Annotated in this window: 21 protein-coding genes; 19 read left to right on the top strand and 2 right to left on the bottom strand. The window is 47.2% G+C overall.

The window, feature by feature from the left end; genetic code table 11:
- The 18 genes from otsA to BMX14_RS16570 all read left to right on the top strand — a co-directional run bounded on the left by otsA (window position 1) and on the right by BMX14_RS16570 (window position 18817).
- Window positions 1–1380, top strand: a complete 1380-nt coding sequence (gene otsA / locus BMX14_RS07685) for an alpha,alpha-trehalose-phosphate synthase (RefSeq protein WP_092675069.1) — start codon at window positions 1–3, stop codon at window positions 1378–1380.
- Between the two features lie 578 nt (window positions 1381–1958).
- Window positions 1959–2297 (top strand): flagellar transcriptional regulator FlhD, encoded by a 339-nt coding sequence (flhD, locus tag BMX14_RS07690; protein ID WP_092675072.1) that lies wholly within the window; start codon window positions 1959–1961, stop codon window positions 2295–2297.
- A 10-nt stretch (window positions 2298–2307) separates the two neighbouring features.
- Complete coding sequence (flhC, locus tag BMX14_RS07695) at window positions 2308–2892, top strand: flagellar transcriptional regulator FlhC (RefSeq protein ID WP_092675075.1); 585 nt, start codon at window positions 2308–2310, stop codon at window positions 2890–2892.
- 86 nt (window positions 2893–2978) lie between these two features.
- Window positions 2979–3866 carry a flagellar motor stator protein MotA gene (gene motA / locus BMX14_RS07700; protein WP_092675078.1) on the top strand — a complete coding sequence of 296 codons (888 nt, stop codon included), beginning with the start codon at window positions 2979–2981 and terminating at the stop codon, window positions 3864–3866.
- Window positions 3863–4807 (top strand): flagellar motor protein MotB, encoded by a 945-nt coding sequence (gene motB / locus BMX14_RS07705; protein ID WP_092675082.1) that lies wholly within the window; start codon window positions 3863–3865, stop codon window positions 4805–4807. The genes motA and motB overlap by 4 nt, the downstream gene beginning before the upstream one ends.
- Before the next feature lie 3 nt (window positions 4808–4810).
- Window positions 4811–6769: a chemotaxis protein CheA gene (gene cheA, locus BMX14_RS07710; protein WP_092675086.1), complete on the top strand. Its 1959-nt coding sequence runs from the start codon at window positions 4811–4813 to the stop codon at window positions 6767–6769.
- A 15-nt stretch (window positions 6770–6784) separates the two neighbouring features.
- Complete coding sequence (gene cheW / locus BMX14_RS07715; protein WP_092675089.1) at window positions 6785–7264, top strand: chemotaxis protein CheW; 480 nt, start codon at window positions 6785–6787, stop codon at window positions 7262–7264.
- Between the two features lie 78 nt (window positions 7265–7342).
- On the top strand, window positions 7343–9010 hold the full coding sequence (locus BMX14_RS17105) for a methyl-accepting chemotaxis protein (protein ID WP_092675092.1): 1668 nt from the start codon (window positions 7343–7345) through the stop codon (window positions 9008–9010).
- A gap of 68 nt (window positions 9011–9078) precedes the next feature.
- Window positions 9079–9945 carry a protein-glutamate O-methyltransferase CheR gene (gene cheR, locus BMX14_RS07725; protein WP_092675096.1) on the top strand — a complete coding sequence of 289 codons (867 nt, stop codon included), beginning with the start codon at window positions 9079–9081 and terminating at the stop codon, window positions 9943–9945.
- Window positions 9942–10991, top strand: a complete 1050-nt coding sequence (locus BMX14_RS07730) for a protein-glutamate methylesterase/protein-glutamine glutaminase (RefSeq protein ID WP_092675098.1) — start codon at window positions 9942–9944, stop codon at window positions 10989–10991. Before cheR ends, BMX14_RS07730 begins: the two co-directional genes overlap by 4 nt.
- Before the next feature lie 47 nt (window positions 10992–11038).
- On the top strand, window positions 11039–11428 hold the full coding sequence (gene cheY, locus BMX14_RS07735; protein WP_092675101.1) for a chemotaxis response regulator CheY: 390 nt from the start codon (window positions 11039–11041) through the stop codon (window positions 11426–11428).
- A gap of 9 nt (window positions 11429–11437) precedes the next feature.
- On the top strand, window positions 11438–12079 hold the full coding sequence (gene cheZ / locus BMX14_RS07740; protein WP_092675105.1) for a protein phosphatase CheZ: 642 nt from the start codon (window positions 11438–11440) through the stop codon (window positions 12077–12079).
- Between the two features lie 144 nt (window positions 12080–12223).
- A complete protein-coding gene (gene flhB / locus BMX14_RS07745; RefSeq protein ID WP_092675108.1) occupies window positions 12224–13375 on the top strand; it encodes a flagellar biosynthesis protein FlhB in 1152 nt (383 codons plus the stop codon).
- Window positions 13368–15443, top strand: a complete 2076-nt coding sequence (gene flhA / locus BMX14_RS07750; protein ID WP_230527382.1) for a flagellar biosynthesis protein FlhA — start codon at window positions 13368–13370, stop codon at window positions 15441–15443. Before flhB ends, flhA begins: the two co-directional genes overlap by 8 nt.
- 1 nt (window position 15444) lies before the next feature.
- Entirely contained in the window at window positions 15445–15858 is a 414-nt protein-coding gene (locus BMX14_RS07755; RefSeq protein ID WP_092675111.1) for a flagellar protein FlhE, read from the top strand.
- A 532-nt stretch (window positions 15859–16390) separates the two neighbouring features.
- On the top strand, window positions 16391–17380 hold the full coding sequence (locus BMX14_RS07760) for a glycosyltransferase (protein ID WP_092675114.1): 990 nt from the start codon (window positions 16391–16393) through the stop codon (window positions 17378–17380).
- A gap of 1 nt (window position 17381) precedes the next feature.
- Window positions 17382–18650 carry an O-antigen ligase family protein gene (locus tag BMX14_RS07765; RefSeq protein WP_092675117.1) on the top strand — a complete coding sequence of 423 codons (1269 nt, stop codon included), beginning with the start codon at window positions 17382–17384 and terminating at the stop codon, window positions 18648–18650.
- A gap of 26 nt (window positions 18651–18676) precedes the next feature.
- Window positions 18677–18817 (top strand): hypothetical protein, encoded by a 141-nt coding sequence (locus tag BMX14_RS16570; protein ID WP_177173113.1) that lies wholly within the window; start codon window positions 18677–18679, stop codon window positions 18815–18817.
- Between the two features lie 389 nt (window positions 18818–19206).
- On the opposite strand, the gene argS is transcribed toward BMX14_RS16570, so the two are convergent.
- On the bottom strand, window positions 19207–20937 hold the full coding sequence (gene argS / locus BMX14_RS07770; RefSeq protein WP_092675401.1) for an arginine--tRNA ligase: 1731 nt from the start codon (window positions 20935–20937) through the stop codon (window positions 19207–19209).
- 228 nt (window positions 20938–21165) lie between these two features.
- On the opposite strand from argS, the gene BMX14_RS07775 reads away from it, so the two are divergent.
- Window positions 21166–21720: a VOC family protein gene (locus BMX14_RS07775; protein ID WP_092675120.1), complete on the top strand. Its 555-nt coding sequence runs from the start codon at window positions 21166–21168 to the stop codon at window positions 21718–21720.
- A gap of 8 nt (window positions 21721–21728) precedes the next feature.
- On the opposite strand, the gene BMX14_RS07780 is transcribed toward BMX14_RS07775, so the two are convergent.
- Window positions 21729–22865, bottom strand: a complete 1137-nt coding sequence (locus BMX14_RS07780) for a MalY/PatB family protein (RefSeq protein ID WP_177173114.1) — start codon at window positions 22863–22865, stop codon at window positions 21729–21731.
- Window positions 22866–22887: the final 22 nt, after the last annotated feature.

The following is a 22887-nucleotide window of genomic DNA, read 5'->3' on the forward strand; positions in this document are numbered from 1 at the left end:
ATGGGTAGATTAGTTGTTGTCTCCAACCGTATAGCACTCCCTGACAACAGTAAAAATGGGGCCGGTGGATTAGCCGTCGGATTGCTTGATGCACTCCAAGAGCAGGGGGGCCTATGGTTTGGATGGAACGGAGAAATTAGCAAGATCACGGGAGAGGAGGAGCCTCTGCAGATCGAGCAAGATAAAAATATCACCTATGCGGCCTGCTCACTGACCCAAAACGATTACGACCTTTATTATAGCCAGTTCTCAAATACCGTTATTTGGCCCGCTTTCCATTACCGTCTCGATCTTGTGGAATATCAGCGGGAGGCATGGGAAGGCTACTTGCATGTCAACCAGCTGCTAGCTGCCAAGCTCTCCCCATTACTCCAACAAAATGATGTGGTGTGGGTACATGACTATCACCTACTGCCTTTTGCTGCGGCACTGCGTGAGCAGGGTAGCCAGCATCCACTGGGATTTTTCCTGCATATTCCTTTCCCTGCACCAGAAGTCTTGATGGCGCTGCCTGACTATCAGGAAATATTACGCCTGATGACCGCCTATAATTTATTAGGCTTCCAAACCGAGCGCGATGCGAAGGCCTTTTTAGCCGCGATTGCGCATGAAACCGAATTAGTGACGGTAGAAAAGGGGGGGTACCAAGCCTATGGCAATACCTTCCACGTCCACGATTACCCCATTGGTATTGACCCCGACAGTATCCGTAAATTGGCAGAAGGCCCACTCCCGCCGAAAATGCAGGCGATTCGACAAGAGCTGGGTGATGCCAAAAATATCATCGCTTGCGAGCGCTTGGATTATTCAAAAGGGATCCCGGAGCGATTTCTCGCTTATGAAAGCTTCCTTGAAAAATACCCCGAGCATCGCGGGAATATTCGCTATACGCAAATCGCGCCGACCTCGCGTGGAGAGGTCCAAGCCTACCAAGCGATACGTCATCAGCTTGAAACGGAAACGGGAAGGATAAATGGTAAATACGGCACCATGAGCTGGACGCCTCTCTATTATTTGAATCAGCACTTCGACCGTCGTTTATTAATGAAGATCTTCCGCCTGACGGATATTGCGCTGATTACGCCGCTACGTGATGGAATGAACCTGGTGGCCAAAGAGTACTTGGCTGCACAAGACCCGACGGATCCCGGAGTACTGATTTTATCGAAATTCGCTGGAGCAGCCTGTGAGCTGACCGAAGCGTTGTTAGTGAACCCTTATGATCGCGATGAAGTCGCGAAGGCGATCTTAAATGCGACGACGATGAGCAAAGAAGAACGGATTCGGCGGCATGCCATCATGATGGATACACTCAGTCATCAGACTATTACGCGTTGGCGTGAGACATTTTTAGACGATCTATACAAAATATCACAATAAAAAATCAGGCATCTTCCTCTTCCTCCATTATGCCGGGGGGAGAGGGACAAGAATCAGTAAGTTGAAAAAATCTTAATAATTTTTATATAAAGGGATAACTATTATAACTTTTACTTTATAGTTTTAAGCGTGATGGTCTCCCCTGCTTTTTTTAAAAAAAAATAGAATTTCAATAATTCAATACTTAATGAATAAACTAGAAATGCAAAAGTTATTCAGTTCATGCGATTGGATGATTAATCTTGGTTTCTTACCGAATTTAAATCAATTCCACATAAAACGTAGAATTATATATATGCAAGCTAATTTAATGTTACCCCTCTATAAATGATCAGTTATTTTTTACTTATCATTTATTTTCCAAATACGTTTTAACGTTGAGGTTTGTTCAAAAACTTTAATGTCACTCATTACCTATATGATCTAAATCAATATGAAACTTAAATGTTTAATAATGTGTATTGTGAAATTATTAATAACAAGGTAACTTCTAATAATATTATGAAGACTAATAACAAAGTTCTTTATACTACATAGTCCGTGCTCGATTTATAACCAAATGATTAATTGAGGTGTTTGTGGATAATTCAGATGTCGTTAAACAAATCTATGGAATTAATTTATCATATCTTCTTCTGGCACAAAGGATGCTAAAGGAAGATAAATATGCAGCATTTTATCGACTAGGTATGGAAGAGAGTTTAGCTGAAAAAATAATGGAATTAAGTCTTCATGAATTAGTGAAGCTCGCAGAAACGAATCAACTTATTTGTAAATTACGATTTGAAAAAACAGAGGTGATTGAAAAATTAACGCAAGATTCACGGGTGGATGACCTGCAGCAAATTCATACGGGCATCATGTTAGCCAGTAATTTATTACAAGCTCGTCTCGACAGTAAACGACTAAGACAATAGTGGGGCAGTCATGAAAGAGAAAAGCGTGTTAAGAGAGGGTCACGATATCCGTGTCGCCATGGACCTGATTAGGTTGGGAGCGAGATTACAGCTTCTAGAAAATGAAACCGTGTTAAGTCGAGGCCGTTTAATTCGGCTATACAAGGAGATTAAGGGATCTCCACCGCCTAAAGGGATGCTACCCTTCTCAACAGACTGGTTTATGACGTGGGAGCATAATATTCACGCGACAGTCTTTTATCATGCATGGCAATTTCTAAGAAAGACGACAGAGAAGACTGATGTTGATTGCCTCATCCTTGCCTACCGCCTCTATCTAGAGCAATGCCCTGCCGAGAAGGAAGGTAACGAACCGCTACTGGGGCTAACACGCGCATGGACACTCATCCGTTTTGCTGAGAGTGGCATGATTGAACTCTCGGCCTGTCGACAGTGTCAGGGGCAGTTTATTAATCACGCACATCAGCCAAAAGGAAGCTTTGTGTGCAGTCTATGCCAACCGCCTTCAAGGGCAATAAAAAAACGTAAACTTTATTATTCAGAGGCCGATAAAGGGTATGAAGAGAATAAAGGGTTACGCTATGGAATATTATGAATAATTAAATTTACATTTCAAGAATATATCTATCAGTAACTCCTTTATTTAAAAATACCAGGGATTTACCTTGTTAGGGAGCGACTGTGTTTATAATTATTGGCTATATTATAGTGACTGCATCGATTCTCGGTGGCTACGCGATGGTAGGTGGCCATATGGGAGCATTATATCAACCCTCAGAATTAGTGATAATTGGCGGTGCGGGAGTTGGGGCTTTATTTGTTGGTAACAACGGTAAAGCCTTAAAAAAGACACTTACCTCAATACCTATCTTATTTCGTGGCTCTAACTACACTAAGCAGCATTATCTTTCATTGATGAGTCTGTTATTCAATATAATGTCTAAATCGAGGCAGCAGGGGCTGTTATCAATTGAAAAAGATATTGAAGATCCTAGTGCGAGTGAACTGTTTAATCAATATCCGAAGCTGACAGCCGATCCTTTACTGATGCATTTTTTAACCGACTATCTGCGGCTAATGATTAGCGGCAATATGAGCGCCTTAGAAATTGAATCGCTGATGGATGAGGAAATTGAAACCTGTGAGCATGAGAGCGATATCCCCGCACAAAGTATTGCGGCAGTCGGCGATGCCTTACCCGCTTTTGGTATTGTTGCCGCAGTCATGGGGGTCGTGCATGCTCTCGCTTCAGCCGATAGACCGCCAGCAGAGCTGGGCGAACTTATCGCCCATGCGATGGTGGGGACCTTTTTGGGGATATTACTTTCTTACGGCTTTGTTTCTCCACTCGCGACCGTGTTACGACAGAAATCAGCAGAAAAAATCAAAATGTTGCAGTGTATCAAAGTGACATTATTGGCCAATCTGCATGGTTATGCACCGCAAGTGGCGGTGGAATTTGGCCGTAAAGTCCTTTACACCACTGAACGTCCGGCTTTCACCGAGCTAGAAGATTTTGTGCGTAACAACAAACCTGGTACCCGTAGCGCGGAGGCCAGCGAAGAATGAAGGATTCTAGGCCTCCGATTATCGTCATCAAAAAGAAGAAAAAGCATGCACGGCATGAAAGTCATGGCGCGTGGAAGATTGCCTACGCTGACTTTATGACCGCCATGATGGCTTTCTTTATGGTGATGTGGTTGATCTCCATTGCCGACCCACAGAAATTAGAATCGTTAGCCGACTATTTTCGCATGCCCTTGCGGGTCGCGCTCTCACCGGGAAAACATCAAAGTGATGCGACGACAATTATTCCGGGTGGTGAAGCAGGACAAAAAACCGACTCTATCGAAAGTTTACCCAACCCGTCGATCAGTCATAAGGATAAAGACCCCGACCGTAAAGCATTACAAGGGATTAAAAATAAAATTGAACAATTGCTGATTACTGATCCGCGACTGAAGTCCTTACGTCCTCATCTGTTTCTCACCATGATTAATCGAGGATTGCGGATACAAATCGTGGATAGTCAGCAACGGCCAATGTTCCTGAAAGGCAGTGCCAGTATCCAGCCCTACATGGCAGAAATCCTGCATGCCTTGGCGCCTATCCTCAACGATGTTCCGAATAAGATGAGTATTGCGGGTCATACCGATAACTCGCCGTATGCGACTGGAGATCATGGTTTTAGTAACTGGGAATTGTCGACACAGCGGGCCAACTCGTCGCGACGTGAACTAGTGAAAGCCGGATTAGTTGAAGGAAAAGTGCTGAGAATTATCGGGATGTCAGACACCATGAATATGAAAGGTGTCGCCTCCGATGCCCCGGAAAACCGCCGTATTAGTTTGTTGGTCTTAACCCATGAAGCCGAAAACGAAGTGGAAAAGGAGAACCATGAAGGTCAAGCATTGGTGATCACTGCCGCGGGTGAACTGCAGCGCGCGGTGGCGCCGCAGAGTACGGAACAGGATAAAAAAGACCCACAGCCGACGGAGAGGAAAGAGTAAAGAATGGATATCTCTGATTTTTCTCAAACATTTTTTGATGAAGCAGATGAATTATTGGCTGATATGGAGCAGCACTTGCTGGCACTCGATCCATCCAATCCTGATTCAGAACAACTGAACGCAATATTTCGGGCTGCGCATTCCATCAAGGGAGGCGCGGGAACCTTTGGCTTTAGCATTCTGCAAGAAACCACACATATTTTGGAAAACATTCTTGATAATGCGCGACGAGGCGAATTGTCACTAACCAGTCAGCTTATTGATCTCTTTCTGGAAACCAAAGATATCATGCAAGACCAACTCAATGCTTATAAAAGCTCTGCACAACCTGATGAAGAAACCTTTCAGCATATTTGTGAAATGTTACGCAAGATTGCGTTAAATCAGCCACCCAAAGCCGAGGAAGAAACCGCAGTCAGCGAGGGGGGAGAAGCCGAATATTCCCCACAGGCCGAGCAGACAGTACGGATAAAACTGTCGCGTCTGAAGAGCACAGAAATTGAGCTGCTACTCCAAGAAATTAATCATCTTGGAACGGTAACGTTACTCGAGCAGGATGCGCAGAGCTTGGATCTACAGGTGAATGGCGTCAGTCGTGAGGCGTTGATCGCCGTGCTCTGCTTTATTATCAATGAAGATCAGATTAGCTTTCCCGAAATAGAAACCTCGCAATCGCTGCCAAGTGAGGAGACGAGTACCAAAACGGTGTCGCCACCGCCACCGCAAGCGCCTCTGCCAGCCAATAAACCTGCCGTGGCGGCGACGAAAGCACCCGACAGCGGCAGTATTCGAGTCGCGGTGGAGAAGGTGGATCAGCTGATCAACTTGGTCGGAGAGTTAGTGATTACCCAATCAATGTTGCTGCAGCACGTTTCACAATTAGAACCGACGCTACATGGTGCGTTATTCAATACGGTTAACCAACTTGAGCGTAACGCCCGTGATTTACAAGAGTCGGTAATGTCGATACGGATGATGCCGATGGAATATGTCTTCAGCCGTTTTCCTCGGCTGGTTAGAGACTTGGCGGCAAAGCTCGGTAAGAAAGTGGAGCTGACGTTACAAGGAGGCTCGACGGAATTAGATAAGAGCTTGATTGAGCGAATTATCGATCCATTGACCCATCTGGTACGCAATAGCCTGGATCATGGCGTGGAATCGGCAGAAAAACGCTGTGCAGCGGGAAAATCGGCGGAAGGGAATCTTGTCCTGTCGGCAGAACATCGCGGTGGCAGTATCTGTATCGAGGTGACCGATGACGGTGCCGGGTTGGATCTAGAAAGAATTTATCAAAAAGCGCTAAGTTCAGGTATTGCCGTACACGACTCGATGAGCCCAGAAGAAATTGCGCAACTTATTTTTGCTCCGGGTTTTTCGACTGCAGAACAAGTCACTGATGTCTCAGGTCGTGGTGTCGGGATGGATGTGGTCAAACGTAATATCCAAGACATGGGGGGACATGTTGAAATCGCGACCCAACCAGGTAAAGGGACCACTATCCGTATTTTATTGCCCCTGACGTTGGCCATTTTAGACGGTATGTCAGTGAAAAGTGGTAATGAAGTCTTCATTGTGCCGGTCAATGCCGTGATGGAATCATTACAGCCTCGTAAGACCGAATTAAAATATTTGGCAGGCGGTGAGCGTGTATTGGAAGTACGGGGGGAATATCTTCCTCTTATTTCACTCGCGAAAATATTCGATATTAATGATGCCCGTGAAGATCCGACGGAGGGCATTGTCATTATTTTACAAAATGCAGGTAAACGCTTTGCATTATTGGTCGATTATTTAATGGGACAGCATCAAGTTGTCGTGAAAAACTTAGAAAGTAATTATCGCCGGGTACAGGGTATTTCTGCCGCGACGATTATGGGTGATGGCAGTGTTGCCTTTATTGTTGACGTCCCAGTGTTGCAAGCGGTCAATCGTGAAAAGATTTCATCACAGAGCGAAAATTAATTCTCAGGGATAGCTATGGAAAGTAAAAATGAAGAGATCCAGAGCCAAGAGTATCTTATTTTTACCTTGGGTAAGGAAGAGTATGGAATTGATATATTAAAGGTTCAAGAAATTTGTGGCTATGACCACGTTACGCGAATAGCTAACACGCCTAAATTTATTAAAGGGGTCACCAATTTACGTGGCGTAATTGTCCCGATTATTGATCTAAGAATTAAGTTCGCCCAAGAAAATATCGCCTATAACGATAACACTGTAGTAATCGTTCTGAACTTAGCTGAACGAATTGTCGGTATTGTGGTTGATGGGGTATCCGATGTTCTGGCGTTGACGCCTGAAGATATCCGGGCTGCACCGGAATTCAGTGTCACGCTGTCAACGGAGTATCTCACTGGGCTTGGCGCGCAGGGTGAAAGAATGTTGATTTTGGTTGATATTCAAAAATTACTGAATAGTGAAGAGATGGCCTTAGTCGATCGACTGCACGCGGGTTAAAGAGTATTCGTCGCGATTATAAAGAAAAGGATGAAATTACCGATAAGGTAATTCTATACAAGGACAATAGGGGACCCTATGTTACGCAAGCTTAAAGTTGTCACGAGTTTATTATTAATTCTTTGTATTATGGGTGTGCTACAGATTGTCAGTAGTGCCCTGTTTTTAGAAATGTCGAAAGGCAATCAAACTATCTTTGCTCAGAACCAAAAATTGAGAGTACAACAGCAGAGTATTTCTGATGCGACCTCCTTCTTGTTAGAGGCAAGATCAAACATTAACTTTGGTATGATCTATTCGTTGCAAAGTGCTAAAGAAGATGGCTTCGATGAAAAGATTAAAAAGTTTTTAATTAGTGCGGAGGAGAATATTCAGCAAGCAGACGATGAGTATAAAATATTCTGGAATACCTTCAGCGATAAAGAAAGAGAAGATGCTAAGCTCGATGCAATGGGGCGGGCATTTATTGATTATCGTAACGGACTGAATACGTTATTAGCGTTACTGCGTGAAGGGAAAGTCAAAGAATTTATGACGACCCCAGTCATGGATAAGCAAAAAACGTTCGATAGTAAAATGAACCAATGGTATAGCAAAAACGAGAAACAGGTTGAGATTGGTATCGACCACAGTCGTCAGCAATATGATCATGCATTGATTTTAACCGGTGTATTTATTGCGATTACCTTATTTGTGATCTTCCTTGCTTGGGTGGGAATTCATCGCATATTACTAAAACCGTTACACGCATGTATCCACCATATTCAAAATGTCGCACGCGGCGATCTCACTCAATCGATAGAGGTCATCAGTAAAAATGAGATGGGGGACTTACTCACGACGGTAAGGCATATGCAGGATGAGTTAAAACACACCGTCGGGTTGGTGAGGGATAGTTCAGAGTCGATTTTCAGTGGTGCCAGCGAAATAGCAAATGGCAGTAACGACTTGTCAGCCCGGACCGAGCAACAAGCGGCTTCTCTAGAAGAGACCGCCTCCAGTATGGAGCAGCTGACTGCGACCGTAAAACAGAATGCTGAGAACGCGCGTCAAGCTTCGCAACTCGCCCTTAATGCTTCAGAAACAGCGCGTCATGGTGGCAATGTTGTCGATAACGTGGTGACCACCATGAAAGATATTGCCGACAGTTCTAAGAAAATTTCTGATATCACTAGCGTGATCGATGGAATTGCTTTCCAAACCAATATTCTGGCCCTTAATGCGGCTGTCGAAGCTGCCCGCGCGGGTGAGCAGGGACGCGGATTTGCCGTGGTAGCAGGAGAGGTGCGTAACCTCGCACAACGCAGTGCCCAAGCGGCAAAAGAGATCAAAATTTTGATTGAGGACTCGGTTAACCGCATCGATTCAGGCTCACAATTGGTAGAAAACGCTGGGGTCACCATGGGCGAAATCGTCAATGCCGTTACGCGAGTCACCGATATTATGGGTGAGATTGCTTCAGCATCTGAAGAGCAAAGTCGCGGTATCGATCTGGTGAGTACCGCGGTCACGGAGATGGACCAAGTGACTCAGCAAAATGCCACATTAGTGGAAGAGTCTGCAACGGCGGCGGCAACCTTAGAAGAGCAAGCAGGACTACTCAAACAAGCGGTAGCGGTTTTCCGTGTCGGCCATGCATCTTCCTCTTCACCGCTCAGTCACGCCACACCGAAACACTCCTCGCCGACGCCTAACGCCAGCGGCTCGGGGCAAATGTCAAATAATAACGATTGGGAAACATTTTAATTCATACACTCAAGGGGGAGGGCACCTTCGGGGATCCTCCCCCCCTTGAGTCAATAAGCGAAGGGATCATGCATAAACAACTCCCCAATACCCCGTCTACTTCCACTGTGGCGCAAAGTGGGCGTTATGAATTATCGGCACAAGATTTTCAGAAAATATCGGCGTTAATTTATCAACGGGCAGGGATTGTACTGGCTGCCCATAAACAGGAAATGGTCTATAACCGCCTGTTAAGACGCGTCAGGGCGCTTAATCTGGCCAATTTTAGTCAATATATTCAATATTTAGAGAAAAATCCGCAGAGCAGTGAATGGCAAGAATTTACCAATGCCTTAACCACTAATCTTACGGCGTTTTTTCGTGAGGCACACCATTTTCCGATTTTAGCTCAGCATGCTCGGCAACATAAAGGCTGCTTTACGCTGTGGTGCTGTGCGGCATCTACCGGCGAAGAGCCTTGGTCACTGGCGATCACTTTAGCGGAATCGTTAGGGTTAGGACCTGGTCGCTTTCAAATCTATGCCAGCGATATTGATACGCAGGTATTGGCGAAAGGGAAGCAGGGGATCTATCGACAAGAGAATCTGTCGATGTTAACCCCCGAGCAGTTGCAACGCTACTTTTTGAAAGGCACCGGCGAACATAGTGGACTGGTTAGGGTAAGACCCGAACTGGCCGCGACCGTACAATTTTATCCGCTCAATTTATTATCGCCCGAGTGGAAGCTGAAAGAGAAAGTCGATGCAATATTCTGCCGTAATGTGATGATTTATTTCGATAAAAAAACACAACAGACCATTTTAAGCCGGATGGCGAATGTCCTTCAGCCTGATGGGTTACTGTTCGCTGGCCATTCAGAAAATTTAAGTCAAATAAGTACTGACTTTTTACTGCAGGGTCAAACTGTTTACCGACTTGCGGAGAGGAAAAAATGAGCAAGATAAGCGTGCTGTGTGTTGATGACTCTGCATTGATACGGCAGCTGATGACGGAAATTGTTAACAGTCAAAAAGATATGTTTATGGTCGCCACGGCACCCGACCCGTTAGTTGCCCGCGAGTTAATCAAACACCATAACCCGACGGTGTTAACGTTGGATGTAGAAATGCCCAAAATGGATGGTCTAGATTTCCTGGAAAAGTTGATGCGCTTAAGACCTATGCCAGTGGTAATGATTTCATCCTTAACGGATCGGGGGTCTGAAGTCACGTTGCGTGCGCTCGAGCTGGGGGCTGTCGATTTTGTCACCAAACCTCAAATCGGTATTCGTGATGGCATTATGCAATATGGCGAAAAAATCTGTGAAAAAATCAGATCTGCCGCGCAGGCGCGTCTGCCTAATCCTGCGCAACGCACCGCGGTAAAACCTGTGTCGCTCAAGACGCTGATCGGCAGTGAAAAAGTGATTGCGATCGGTGCCTCCACCGGGGGGACCGAGGCGATTCGGCAAGTACTCGAGCCGCTTCCTCCAGCCTGTCCAGCCGTTCTGATCACCCAACATATGCCCGCCGGTTTTACCCACTCTTTTGCTGAGCGGCTGAACCGACTCTGCCAGATCACGGTGAAAGAGGCTGAACAGGGCGAACGTGTCCTTCCTGGCCATGCCTATATCGCGCCAGGCGATAAGCATATGGAGTTAGCGCGGTCAGGAGCCAATTACCAAATTCGCTTACTTGAAACCCCACCCGTCAATCGCCACCGACCTGCGGTAGATGTGCTGTTTAACTCTGTTGCACAGTGTGCAGGACGTAATGCGGTCGGCGTCTTATTGACCGGGATGGGCAACGACGGGGCGGTGGGTTTATTAGAAATGAAAAAGGCTGGCAGTTGGACCATTGCCCAAAATGAAGCCAGCTGTGTGGTTTACGGCATGCCCCGCGAGGCTATCTTACTTAATGCGGCATCTGAAGTTACCCACCTTGATGATATTAGTCAGCATATGGTTAGCCGACTCGCTTCCGGGCAAGCCATACGTATTTAAGGTCAGTCGAGTCATCGGGACACATTAACGGAAATAAGGAAAGGATCATGGCAGATAAGTCTCTTAATTTTTTAGTCGTAGACGACTTCACGACAATGCGTCGCATTGTGCGAAATTTATTAAAAGAGCTTGGTTTTACTAATGTCGACGAAGCCGAAGATGGGCAAGATGCGTTAAATAAGCTGCAAGCTGGCAAGTTTGACTTTGTCATTTCGGATTGGAATATGCCAAATATGGACGGTTTGGCCCTGTTGAAGACGTTACGGGCAGAGGAGCGTTTTGCCAATTTACCGATTTTGATGGTCACGGCAGAGGCAAAAAAAGAAAATATCATTGCGGCGGCACAAGCAGGGGCAAGTGGTTACGTAGTCAAGCCTTTTACTGCTGCGATATTAGAAGAAAAACTGAATAAAATATTCGAAAAATACGGAATGTAAGGAGTTCCTATGAGCCATTCCTTACCCCCTAGCGATAACGATCCCATGTCAGATATTATCGTTCGTTTAGGGGCGCTGACACGGATGTTACGGGACAGTTTGCAGGAGTTAGGTCTTGAGCAGGCCATCGCCGACGCTGCGGACGCCATTCCTGATGCGCGAGGTCGATTAACCTATGTGGTCGAGATGACTACGCAGGCAGCGAATCGAGTGCTGACCTGCGTTGAGCAAGCGCAACCCGAACAAGATCAGCTAAAACAACAGGCCGAGGCATTACAAACGCGTTGGGATCAGTGGTTTGAAGAACCGAAAAGCTTTGACGAAGCCAAGGCGTTGGTCATGGCGACACGGGAACACCTCGCCAGCATTCCAGTCATTACAGGGAAAACTAACCAGCTATTACTGGAAATCATGATGGCGCAGGATTTCCAGGATCTCACCGGGCAAGTGATCAAAAAAATGATGCACGTCGTTGAGCAAATCGAAACCCAGCTGTTAATGGTATTGCTCGATAATATCCCTGATAACGCACGAGTCAGTCCAACCCAGAAAAATAGTCTATTAAATGGTCCGCAGATTGATACCACCGCCAGTGGGGTGATTGCCGACCAGTCACAAGTGGATGACTTATTAGACAGCCTCGGATTTTAAGCCAAGGCAGGGAACTGTCTGGCGAGTAGCGTTTAAGAGGTGCTTATTATTAGCGTAATAAGCACCTCTTCTCTTCTCTGCTTCGTCAATAGCCTTGTTCGGGCTCTGGCACTCTACGGGTAATTATCCAATGAGGAAGCAGCGGTGTCTGAAGAAGATAAAGACGATAAAACCGAAGAGCCCAGTAGTCGTCGCATCGAGAAGGCGCGGGAGGAGGGTGATATTCCCCGTTCGCGGGAGTTGACCTCGATGCTGTTATTACTGAGCGGCCTGTTAGCACTCACCCTTTGCTTACCTATGAGCTGGCAAGGCATGGTGCATATCGTGCGGTACAGTTGGCAGTTTGATCTTAGCCATCTTAATGCCCATGAGTGGGGCCCCTATAGTCTTGATATTATTCCCCTGAGCCTGCGATTGTTTCTCCCTTTTGGTCTGAGCCTATGGGGAGTCGCGATCGTCGCTAACCTGATTATTGGTGGAATCAACCTCAGTCCTAAAGCCTTACAAGTCAAATTCTCTCGCCTTAATCCGCTGTCGGGAATGAAAAAATTTTACAGTGCGCAGACAGGCGCTGAATTACTGAAATCATGTCTAAAAGCCTGCATCGTGATTGCAATCCTACTCGCGGTATTGTGGGCCAAGCAACGCGAAATCCTCGGTCTTATTCACCAACCGCTAGGGCCAGCCTTAACAGAAGGAACTTACGGCTTAGTCAAACTTTGGCTATGGGTGGTGATGGGGATGATCCCGATGGTAGCGTTCGATGTGTTTTGGCAGATCTACAGCTACCACAAGAAACTACGGATGACGCGTCAAGAGATCCGCGATGAGCATAAACAGCAGGAAGGCGATCCACACCTCAAGGGACGTATTCGTCAACAAATGCGTGCCGCCGCTCGCCAACGAATGATGGCGAATGTGCCACGCGCCGATGTGATCTTAACCAACCCCACTCACTTTGCCATCGCACTGCTCTATCAAGAAGGCAAGATGCACGCGCCGCAAGTCGTGGCCAAAGGGCGCGGACAGGTGGCGGCAAAAATACGCGCGTTGGCGAGCGAACACCACATTCCTACCCTTGAAGCCCCGCCTTTGGCTCGGGCTTTATGGCGACATACCGAAGTGGGTGAACCCATTCCTGGAGCACTCTATACCGCTGTGGCTGAGGTACTGGCATGGGTATGGCAGGTCCGCCGTTGGCGGAAAGTGGGGGGACAAAAACCTGAGAAGCCCCAGCAATTAGTGGTACCGGCTGAGATGACTTTTGACTTAGAGAATGATGATGATGATGAATAAGTTGTATGCGCGATTACGTTTACCGACCCGTTGGAACGAGGTGGATTGGCAGATCTTAGCCGGCCCTATCTTAATTTTACTGATTTTGGCGATGATGGTTCTGCCGCTGCCCGCGATACTGTTGGATCTGTTTTTCACTTTCAATATCGCCTTATCGATTATGGTCTTACTGGTCGCGATGTTCACGCGTCGGACGTTAGAGTTTGCCGCCTTTCCCACTATTTTGCTCTTTGCCACGCTACTGCGATTAGCCCTCAATATTGCCTCAACACGGATCATTCTATTAGAAGGTCACACCGGCGGCGCGGCGGCCGGCCAGGTGATTGAGGCGTTTGGCCATTTCTTGGTAGGCGGCAACTTTGCGATCGGTATCGTGGTCTTCATCATTCTCATCGTGATCAACTTTATGGTGATTACCAAGGGGGCCGGACGTATTGCTGAAGTCGGTGCACGCTTCGTTCTGGATGGAATGCCGGGTAAACAGATGGCTATCGATGCAGATCTTAACGCGGGGATCATTGGTGAAGACCAGGCAAAGCAACGTCGCCAAGAGGTGACTCAAGAGGCTGATTTTTATGGTTCGATGGACGGTGCCAGTAAATTTGTGCGTGGCGATGCCATCGCTGGCATCATCATTATGGTGATAAACGTCGTGGGTGGCCTGTTGGTGGGCGTGGTGCAGCATGGCCTATCCGTCAGTCAAGCAGCCGAAACTTATACCTTATTGACCATCGGTGACGGGCTAGTGGCACAAATACCTGCGCTAGTGATCTCGACTGCCGCAGGGGTCATTGTGACGCGCGTCAGTAATGATAGTAACGTCAGCGAGCAGATGGTCAGTCAGTTATTCAGTCGACCGCAAGTCATGGTACTGAGTGCCGGCGTAATTGGTCTGCTCGGGTTGGTCCCTGGGATGCCTAATGGCATTTTTCTGGTGTTTGCGGCGTTGTTACTCGGGCTAGCATGGTGGTTAAAAGGTAATGAAGCCAGCGTTGAAACCGCTACGCTATCGCCAACCGATCCGCAGCAAGCGCAGCCTATCGAGGCGAGCTGGCAGGATGTGGTAATCGAAGACGCGCTTGCCATGGAAGTGGGCTACCGACTGATACCGCTGGTGGATGAAGCGCAACAAGGGGAGTTACCGGGTAGGATCCGGGGCATTCGCAAAAAATTTGCGACCAGCATGGGATTTTTGCCCCCGGGTATTTTTATATCAGATAACTTATCGCTAGCACCTGCCCATTATCGTATTTTATTAAAGGGAGTCACCATTGGGATGGGGGATGTCTGGCCAGGGCGTTGGTTAGCCATTAACCCAGGTAGCGCGCGTGCCGATTTACCGGGTGAATCCACCCGAGATCCGGCCTTCGGTTTACCGGCGGTATGGATTGACGGTGCGCTAAAAGAACAGGCGCAAACGCTAGGTTTTACCGTTGTGGAGGCGAGTACCGTGATCGCCACGCATCTTAATCATCTATTGAGTCAGCATGCTAGCGAATTATTTGGACGCCTAGAGGCGCAACAATTAATCGACCATGTCGCGAAGACTTTACCCGCACTAACCGATGGCATTATTCCTGACCTCTTATCGTTAACGACGGTACATAAGGTGCTGCAGAATTTGTTACGAGAACAGGTCTCGATTCGTGATATGCGGACTATTCTGGAAACCCTGACTGAGCATGCCAGCACCACTCAAAATAGTCTGGAGTTAACCAGCGTGGTGCGGGTCGCCCTTGGCCGAGCGATCACCCAGCAATGGTTCCAAGACGATGAGATGATTCAAGTGATCGGCCTATCCCCTGCACTGGAAGGATTATTACAGCAAGTAATGCGTAATGGGGGGGGGCTAGAGCCGGGACTGGCTGAGCAATTGGTGAGCCAAGCCGGTGAAGCGATCGCCCATCAAGAGTCGCTGGGGGTTACACCTGTCTTGTTGGTCGATAGCGCGTTACGACTCCTATTGGCACGGTATCTCCGCCGCCATTATCGGCAATTAGTGGTAATGTCGACGGTGGAATTGGTCAGTGAGAGACCAATACGCCAAACGGCTACGCTGGGGGATTGAGATGTGGCGGTGGTTAACACTGTGTCTACTCTTTGCGTTGACTAGCGGGGAGGGCAGAGCCACCATGGCCAGTGCCTCGCTAAGTCAACCCGGACAACGGCTGATGCAAAAAGGGCAGTGGTATAGCTTTCACTTAGGACAGCTGCCGAAGGATTATATCGGAACAATTCGTTCGCTAAGCTGGCAGATTAACAGTGCGGTAGCATGGCCCAAACCACCGACAATTTTTCTCTGCCTCAACCAATACTGTCAACGACTTGATACCGTTGCTGGACGCAGTATGCGTTTCGCAGGCCTAGCGAGTCGAGGCGAGTGGCAGTTCAAAATTCAACTTCCTGGCTACGGAGCGCAGCAACCCCCTATTCCGGTGCTCAATATTAATTTGACCGTAAACAGTCATATTGAAAATGAGTAAGGGGACAGAGGTAAGGGATGTGCTGGCAAAAATCTGAGGGATGGGTGCGGCCTTAGGGAAATCGTCAAAGATGTGACTGCTCCCCGCCCTAAAGGGCGAGGATTGCCAATTCACAGAGTCCAACTTTAGCCGCACTAAGCGCTTCGGGAATTACAGACTCTCCAAGGGCTAACACCGCTAGACTAGCGGCTTTTATATTATTAGCAGCATTAATAATTAGATGAACCGATAAAGGGCATCTTTCACTGGATGTATTATTTAATGGACATCCCCCATAAGCCTTCTTTGCTATCGCCGAAGTATTACCCCCTCACTTTGGTAAGAAAGGGTTAATTAATTCTGGATAGGTAAAGGCAATTCAGTAGGGTGTGATCATAATATTCAAAATTAATATTAGGCTGATAATTATTCGTACCGATGTATATAAATGGCAAGTTTTGTATAAATATTGCGCTTAACGAAATCCTTATAGCCCCTTACGAAAAAATAATATAAGATTACTCTTTTTTTGCTGACTACTCAGGGGGAGTCAATGTTTTTTGGTCAGGATTTAGTGAAAAGCAAGGTCGAATTTTCATCACTCGATGACAACGAGGAGTTGAATATCGCTTATGGCGCAGATGATAAGTTTATGTTTGGTGCTGGCGTATCAATCGAATCAGTAATTATCAATAACAAAAATAGAAAACTAAAATTTCATATATTTACTGATGATATTTCCGCCGAAAACGCAGAGCGCTTGTCACTGATTTGTAAAAATCATAAAACCGCGATATACATCTACAATGTCAACGCTGAATCGATCAAAACGCTGCCATCAAACAAAGCGTGGAATCACGCAATCTACTTTCGCTTGATGATTGCCGACTACTTCCACCGCAAGGCCAATAGAGTGCTATATCTTGACTCAGATGTGTTCTGTAGCGGGGATATCGGTGACCTAATCGACTTGGACATCAGTGGCCATACGGTTGCCGCAGTAAACGATCCGAGCACCAAACACATTATCAAAACAGACGAATTATTCTGTACTACGTTTGCGGAAAAGGGCTATTTCAATTCGGGCGTGATGCTTATAAATATCGATGAGTGGAATAAGTGCAGCATCACAGAGAAATCAATGAAAATTCTTATAAATGATTGCGCGCTTAATGCTCTTACCTATTATGACCAAGATGCTATCAACGTAGCGACTTGCGGAAGTGTATTATTTATAGATAATACTTTCAATTATATCATTGACCTTAATTACAAATATAAATGTGATGAAAATTTAGCCCATAAGCAAGCATCGTTATTTCATTTTGTCGGGCTAACTAAACCCTGGCACGAATGGTCAGAATTCTATGATGAATGCAAGCCTTTTAGGGTGGCGAAATTATCCTCTCCTTGGTGTGATGAACCGTTAATGTCTCCTTGCACAAAACATAACTATAAATATGCTGCGAAACATTACAAGTTCAATGGTCGATATTTTAGGGCATTGTGTAATTACATGAAGTATAAAACGCTGAGTGGATAAGATGAGTAAGCGTGAATTTTTTTATGGTATTAGCATGCTGCTATTGCCTATTATCGCTTTTCTGGCGCCTACAGAATGGATAATGGGACGAAATGCAATGTTTCTCGCATTATTCATACTCACTATACAGTTTGTCGTGTGTCGGGAAAGTGGCTACCCGCTTAACAAGACATGGGTACTGATTGCGGCGACGGTCGGCTGCATCTCACTTTGCCAGCTAGGGTGGGTCGTCCACTTCGGGGATAAGAGCGTAACAGGGTTGTTGGCCAATACCCAATACGCTAAAACTTACAAATTCTTGATGCCTTTTTCTTTGTTAGTTTTCCTCACTAGTGCCATCCCTAACAAAGTTATTTATCGTTTCCGTTTCGCGCTGTTAGGGATGATCTGCCTAGCTTTTGGCGTCGGGGCGGGTGAGGGGATCTATACCTACTTTAGTGAAAGCAGCGCACGGGCTAATATTGGCGGTATATCGACGACGGCGGCCTATCTCGCCACGATTCAAGGGCTGCTGTGTATCTATGCAATCAATACAATCGCGGTACGCTATAAGCGATGTTTAATGGCTCTGGTGAGTATAGTAACCTTCACCATTATCGTTATGACAGGTACGCGCAGCGCAACGCTATTATTCCCAATAATCTTGCTATTTATGATCTTAAAAAGCATGGCGTTAAAGGACGTTATCAAGATCGTCCCAGCCTTCATCGCGCTGCTAACTGTTCCTGTAATCGCTTCGCATCAAATAAGAGATAGATTCGTTGAGGCATATCATGAGATTAGCCATGAAAGCACGAATAATAGTACCTCTATTGGATCACGGTTTAGCATGTGGAATTCTGGTCTGTCGACGTCCAGTAAGCACCTGTTGGGGCAGAGTGCCGAATCCCGATTTAACGACATAACGCAGTATATTAACGCTAACGAAAAGGGCAATGCTGAAGCGCTGCGTAACATTCCTTATCACCTGCATAATGAACTGATAGATATCGCTTCGCTACAAGGTATCATTCCGGCTGCCTTTATGCTGACGTTTTATGCGCTCACGATCATGGCCTTTAGAAAGCAGGGTAGAACGGACTTGGCGGCTTTTACGTTTACTTTGCCAATAGTTGTCTTTGGTATCGGGGATGTGTTGATGATATACCCAAAAGCGATATTCTGTGTGTTCGCAGCGTTGTGCCTATACAGCTTGCTTATTAGGATAGATAGCGAAGTCAGCACCCAGGCTGAGAATTCATCCAAAGCAGTGACCCCCGAAGTTTATTAACCGACAATAAGCAGGGTTATATCTCGATGGCTAGGCAAAATATTCATCTGAATTTAGGCTGTTTTTTGGATGCCGTAGCACAGCTATTCTTGCCGCAATGCAGCGGAATGTTGATTGTAGCCGCCTATACTGCCAGTAAGCGAGGATGTAACGAAGGGATAAAATAGTCAAGGATGTTCCCAGTACTCCATGCCATGTAGTCACAAACGCTGAAGAGGGGCTTTAGGCGATACGCGCAGTAAAAAAAGCTTCAAGCCTCGACCCGGGAATAGTGGATTTTTCGCAGTGATACCTCGTAGTGGGTACTCCTAGCATGGTAATTACGTTGTCGTAAAAAGTGCTGAGGGGAAGAACAGAAAAGAATTGCTGAAATATTCCATTCTTACAAAGAAAGGTCTCGCTATCATTGTAAATGTCTGGTTATGCGTAACGGAGAGGTAGCGTTTACTTTATTGAGTGCCCCCTAAAACCCCGCCCTGTAGGGCGGGAGTAAGTCTACATCATAGCGTTAGCACAACACTATCGTGGGACGTCCGACAAGATCCTGTTTACTTTCTTACATCCGCTCGACGGTCCCAATACCGAGAAGATCTAAGCCACTCTTAATCGTTCTAGCGGTTAGCGCGGCGAGTTTTAGGCGCGATTGACGGCTACTCTCATCCTGTGCGGTTAACACTGGGCAGTGCTCATAGAAACTTGAGAACAGCACGGCAACGTCGTATAAGTAAGCACAGAGCACATGGGGTGTCCCTTCACGGGCCACTTGCTGTAAGGTCTCTTCGAATTGCAGTAAACGGGTCGCTAAAGCGGCTTCACGTGATTCTGTCAGGACAAGCGGTCCTTGTAGCGATTGCTCATCGATACCTGCCTTGCGGAAGATAGACAATACACGCGTGTAAGCATATTGCAGATAGGGTGCGGTGTTGCCTTCAAAAGAGAGCATATTGTCCCAATCGAACACATAATCCGTGGTACGGTTTTTAGAGAGGTCAGCATATTTTACTGCACCAATACCAATAACTTCTGCGAGACGATTTAACGTCTGCGCGTCCATCTCAGGATTTTTCTCTTTCACCAAGGTTAATGCACGCTCGTGCGCCTCATCCAGCAGGTCTACCAGACGAATTGTCCCGCCTGCGCGAGTTTTGAATGGACGACCGTCTTTCCCTAACATCATACCGAACATATGGTGCTCTAAGGGTACCGACTCAGGCACATAGCCTGCTTTACGGACAATGGTCCAGGCTTGCATGAGATGCTGATGCTGGCGAGAATCGATATAGTAAATGACCCGTTCCGCTTTTAAGGTTTCATAACGGTACTTCGCGCAAGCAATATCCGTCGTCGTATAGAGGTAACCGCCATCTTTCTTCTGGATAATAACGCCCATTGGTTCACCTTCTTTATTGGTGAACTCATCAAGGAACACTACGGTCGCGCCTTCGCTTTCAACCGCTAAGCCTTTCTGTTTGAGATCGGCGACAATGCTGGGCAACATGCTGTTATATAGGCTCTCACCCATTACGTTTTCAGCGGATAAGCTTACGTTTAGGCGGTCGTAATTACGTTGGTTCTGTTCCATGGTGATATCGACCAACTTGCGCCACATTTTTAGGCAGTACTCATCACCACTTTGTAGTTTGACGACATAACTGCGCGCGCGCACCGCAAAGTCTTCATCTTCGTCGTAGGCAATTTTCGCTGCACGATAGAATGCCTCGAAATCTTGTAGCGCAATTTCGGCGGAGTGATCCGCTTGCTGCTGTTCAAGATAGGCAATCAACATACCAAATTGGGTGCCCCAGTCGCCGAGGTGGTTGGCGCGAATAACGTTATGGCCAAGTTTCTCGAGAGTCCGGACGGTTGCATCACCGATAATGGTTGAGCGTAAGTGTCCGACATGCATCTCTTTCGCGACATTCGGCGCGGAGTAATCGACGACAATGGTCTGCGGCGTAACAGGAGCAAGATTGAGGTGCTCAGAGCTTAGCGCTTGTTCAACCTCGGTGGCGAGCCACTGTGGGTCAAGGAAGATGTTGATAAAACCTGGGCCGGCGATGTCGATTTTGTGAGCAATGCCGCTCAGTGAAAGGTGTTCAACGACCTTTTCGGCGAGTTGTCGGGGAGGCATACCCAGTCGTTTCGCGGCACCCATAATACCATTGACTTGGTAATCACCAAATTGTGGCTTCGCGGATTGACGGATGAGGGGTTCGCTATCGGCGGGAGCGCCGGCAGCCACCATAGCCTGACTAACTTTGTCGCAGAGAAGAGCCTGAATATTCACCGGTATACCTTTATCAATTGAGTGCATGGCAAGCCATACAGCACAGGATGTCGAAACATCGAAACGTAATAAGTTTAATGGTCGAGCAGTATACGTAAAAAAGCCTAGGGCGTCAGCCACCATCTTCATTTGTCGTGCAGAGGGGTTGAAATTAATCCCTTTGCGACTTTACAGCCAGTGTGCGGGGCGCGAAAATAACAGAACCGATATTAATCACAGCAGGGCATTATGCATCCACTCTTTATCTCTCTTCCTGAGTTAGCCGACGACCTCTCCCAGTTTGAACAGAAATTATCTTCTTTTACGCAGCAACTGGGGCTTAACTTGAGTGAGTTAACCCTTGACCATATTTCGTTACGTTGTCACCAAGACCGGACGGCAGAACGCTGGGCGATGGCCTTATCACAACACGGCCATTGTTTTTCGGAGGCGGTCATTGGCGGGCGACCTATCCACCTCTATCGACTGGTAGAACCTTTAGTGCTGCTGAATCACCCTATTGCGATTGTCGAGCTGCCTTGGCCAGGCGAAAAACGTTACCGTCATGAAGGATGGGAGCATGTTGAAGTGGTATTGCCGGGAGCGCCGGAACAGATTGGCCAACGAGCCATGGCGTTAATCGATGACCGCGGCTTAGTCATGCCCGGTATCAGTGTTAAAACACGCCGCCCGGAGGCGAAAGCCGGGGCACTGGATAACACGACCTTGGCAGTCACTAATGGCGAGATTACGCTGAAATTTCATACTTATCCCATCGATGAAGTGGTCGCCAGCGAACAGTAAAAGATGACTTAGGCCTGTTCAACGGCGTTGCACAGGCGGGTCAAGGCTTCATCAAGCCGCGAGCGACAACATCCAAAATTGAGCCGTACTGCTTGGGGATCGCCGTATGCCGCGCCCGCAGTCAGTCCTAAGCCATGCTGTTCCATCCAGTGGTGGGGATCGGCTTGCTGTAATCCTGAGGCATCAATCCACGCCAAGAACCCGGCATCGGGAACGACCATTCGTAAGGCCGGCAACTGGAGTAATGACTCAGCCAAATGATCACGATTTCCCCGTAAGTAGTGACGCTGGGCGACTAACCACGCCTCGCTCTGTTGCCACGCAGCACAGGTCGCCACAAGCCCGAGACTATTTGGAACGGCCATACGCTGCGCCACTGCACGGCGAACGCGTTCACGGAGCGGGTTATTGGGGATAATGGCGACGGCACAGCCCAACCCCGCAAGATTAAACGCCTTAGCGGCGGAGAGTAAGGTGATCGAACGTTGTGCACTATCCGCCGACAGCGAGGCGAAGGGAATATGTCTACGTTCCGGATCAAGCAATAAATCCGCATGGATCTCATCGCTACAGACCCAGAGGTCATAATGTTCGGCATACTCTGCGAGATGGTGTAAGGCCTCGCGGGAATAACTTTTCCCACCTGGGTTGTGGGGATTACAGATAAACAGCAAGCGCTCTTGCGGTGTTAGAGCCGGAAGGGGGGCATACAGGAAATCGGGCTGATCAAATAACGGATAAGGGATCAACCGTTGCGCTCGCTGGGCATTGTGGGCACTTTGCGTAAAAGGAGGATAGATCGGCGTGTGGCAAAGGGAGCTTTGGTCGGCCGAGAGGAGGCACTCTTGTAATAAACTAAAAACGGGTTTTATTCCGGAAAGGGGAAGAACCCAGTCCGGGTCGATTGTCCAATGGTACTGCTTTTCAACCCACTGTGCCGCGGCCTTTGCCAGTGCACCTTGATCATCGGCATAACCAAATACCCCCTGTTCAACCCGCTCAGATAATGCTTGTTGAATGGCGGGTGCCGCGCGAAAGTCAGTATCCGCTATCCACATCGGAATGATATCTTGATCTCGATATTTGAGCCATTTTTCACTGTCAGTGTGATATCGCTCGACTCTTTCATCAAAATTAAATGACATCTGTACTCCAGGCGGGTATGAA

The organism is Rosenbergiella nectarea (assembly GCF_900111105.1).
Classification (GTDB): Bacteria; Pseudomonadota; Gammaproteobacteria; order Enterobacterales; family Enterobacteriaceae; genus Rosenbergiella; species Rosenbergiella nectarea.

Coding starts and splice junctions, on each gene's coding strand:
- otsA (WP_092675069.1), top strand. CDS start 1: ATGGGTAGATTAGTTGTTGTCTCCAACCGTATAGCACTCCCTGACAAC.
- flhC (WP_092675075.1), top strand. CDS start 2,308: ATGAAAGAGAAAAGCGTGTTAAGAGAGGGTCACGATATCCGTGTCGCC.
- motB (WP_092675082.1), top strand. CDS start 3,863: ATGAAGGATTCTAGGCCTCCGATTATCGTCATCAAAAAGAAGAAAAAG.
- cheA (WP_092675086.1), top strand. CDS start 4,811: ATGGATATCTCTGATTTTTCTCAAACATTTTTTGATGAAGCAGATGAA.
- cheW (WP_092675089.1), top strand. CDS start 6,785: ATGGAAAGTAAAAATGAAGAGATCCAGAGCCAAGAGTATCTTATTTTT.
- BMX14_RS17105 (WP_092675092.1), top strand. CDS start 7,343: ATGTTACGCAAGCTTAAAGTTGTCACGAGTTTATTATTAATTCTTTGT.
- cheR (WP_092675096.1), top strand. CDS start 9,079: ATGCATAAACAACTCCCCAATACCCCGTCTACTTCCACTGTGGCGCAA.
- BMX14_RS07730 (WP_092675098.1), top strand. CDS start 9,942: ATGAGCAAGATAAGCGTGCTGTGTGTTGATGACTCTGCATTGATACGG.
- cheY (WP_092675101.1), top strand. CDS start 11,039: ATGGCAGATAAGTCTCTTAATTTTTTAGTCGTAGACGACTTCACGACA.
- cheZ (WP_092675105.1), top strand. CDS start 11,438: ATGAGCCATTCCTTACCCCCTAGCGATAACGATCCCATGTCAGATATT.
- flhA (WP_230527382.1), top strand. CDS start 13,368: ATGAATAAGTTGTATGCGCGATTACGTTTACCGACCCGTTGGAACGAG.
- BMX14_RS07755 (WP_092675111.1), top strand. CDS start 15,445: ATGTGGCGGTGGTTAACACTGTGTCTACTCTTTGCGTTGACTAGCGGG.
- BMX14_RS07760 (WP_092675114.1), top strand. CDS start 16,391: ATGTTTTTTGGTCAGGATTTAGTGAAAAGCAAGGTCGAATTTTCATCA.
- BMX14_RS07765 (WP_092675117.1), top strand. CDS start 17,382: ATGAGTAAGCGTGAATTTTTTTATGGTATTAGCATGCTGCTATTGCCT.
- BMX14_RS16570 (WP_177173113.1), top strand. CDS start 18,677: ATGGCTAGGCAAAATATTCATCTGAATTTAGGCTGTTTTTTGGATGCC.
- BMX14_RS07775 (WP_092675120.1), top strand. CDS start 21,166: ATGCATCCACTCTTTATCTCTCTTCCTGAGTTAGCCGACGACCTCTCC.
- BMX14_RS07780 (WP_177173114.1), bottom strand. CDS start 22,865: ATGTCATTTAATTTTGATGAAAGAGTCGAGCGATATCACACTGACAGT.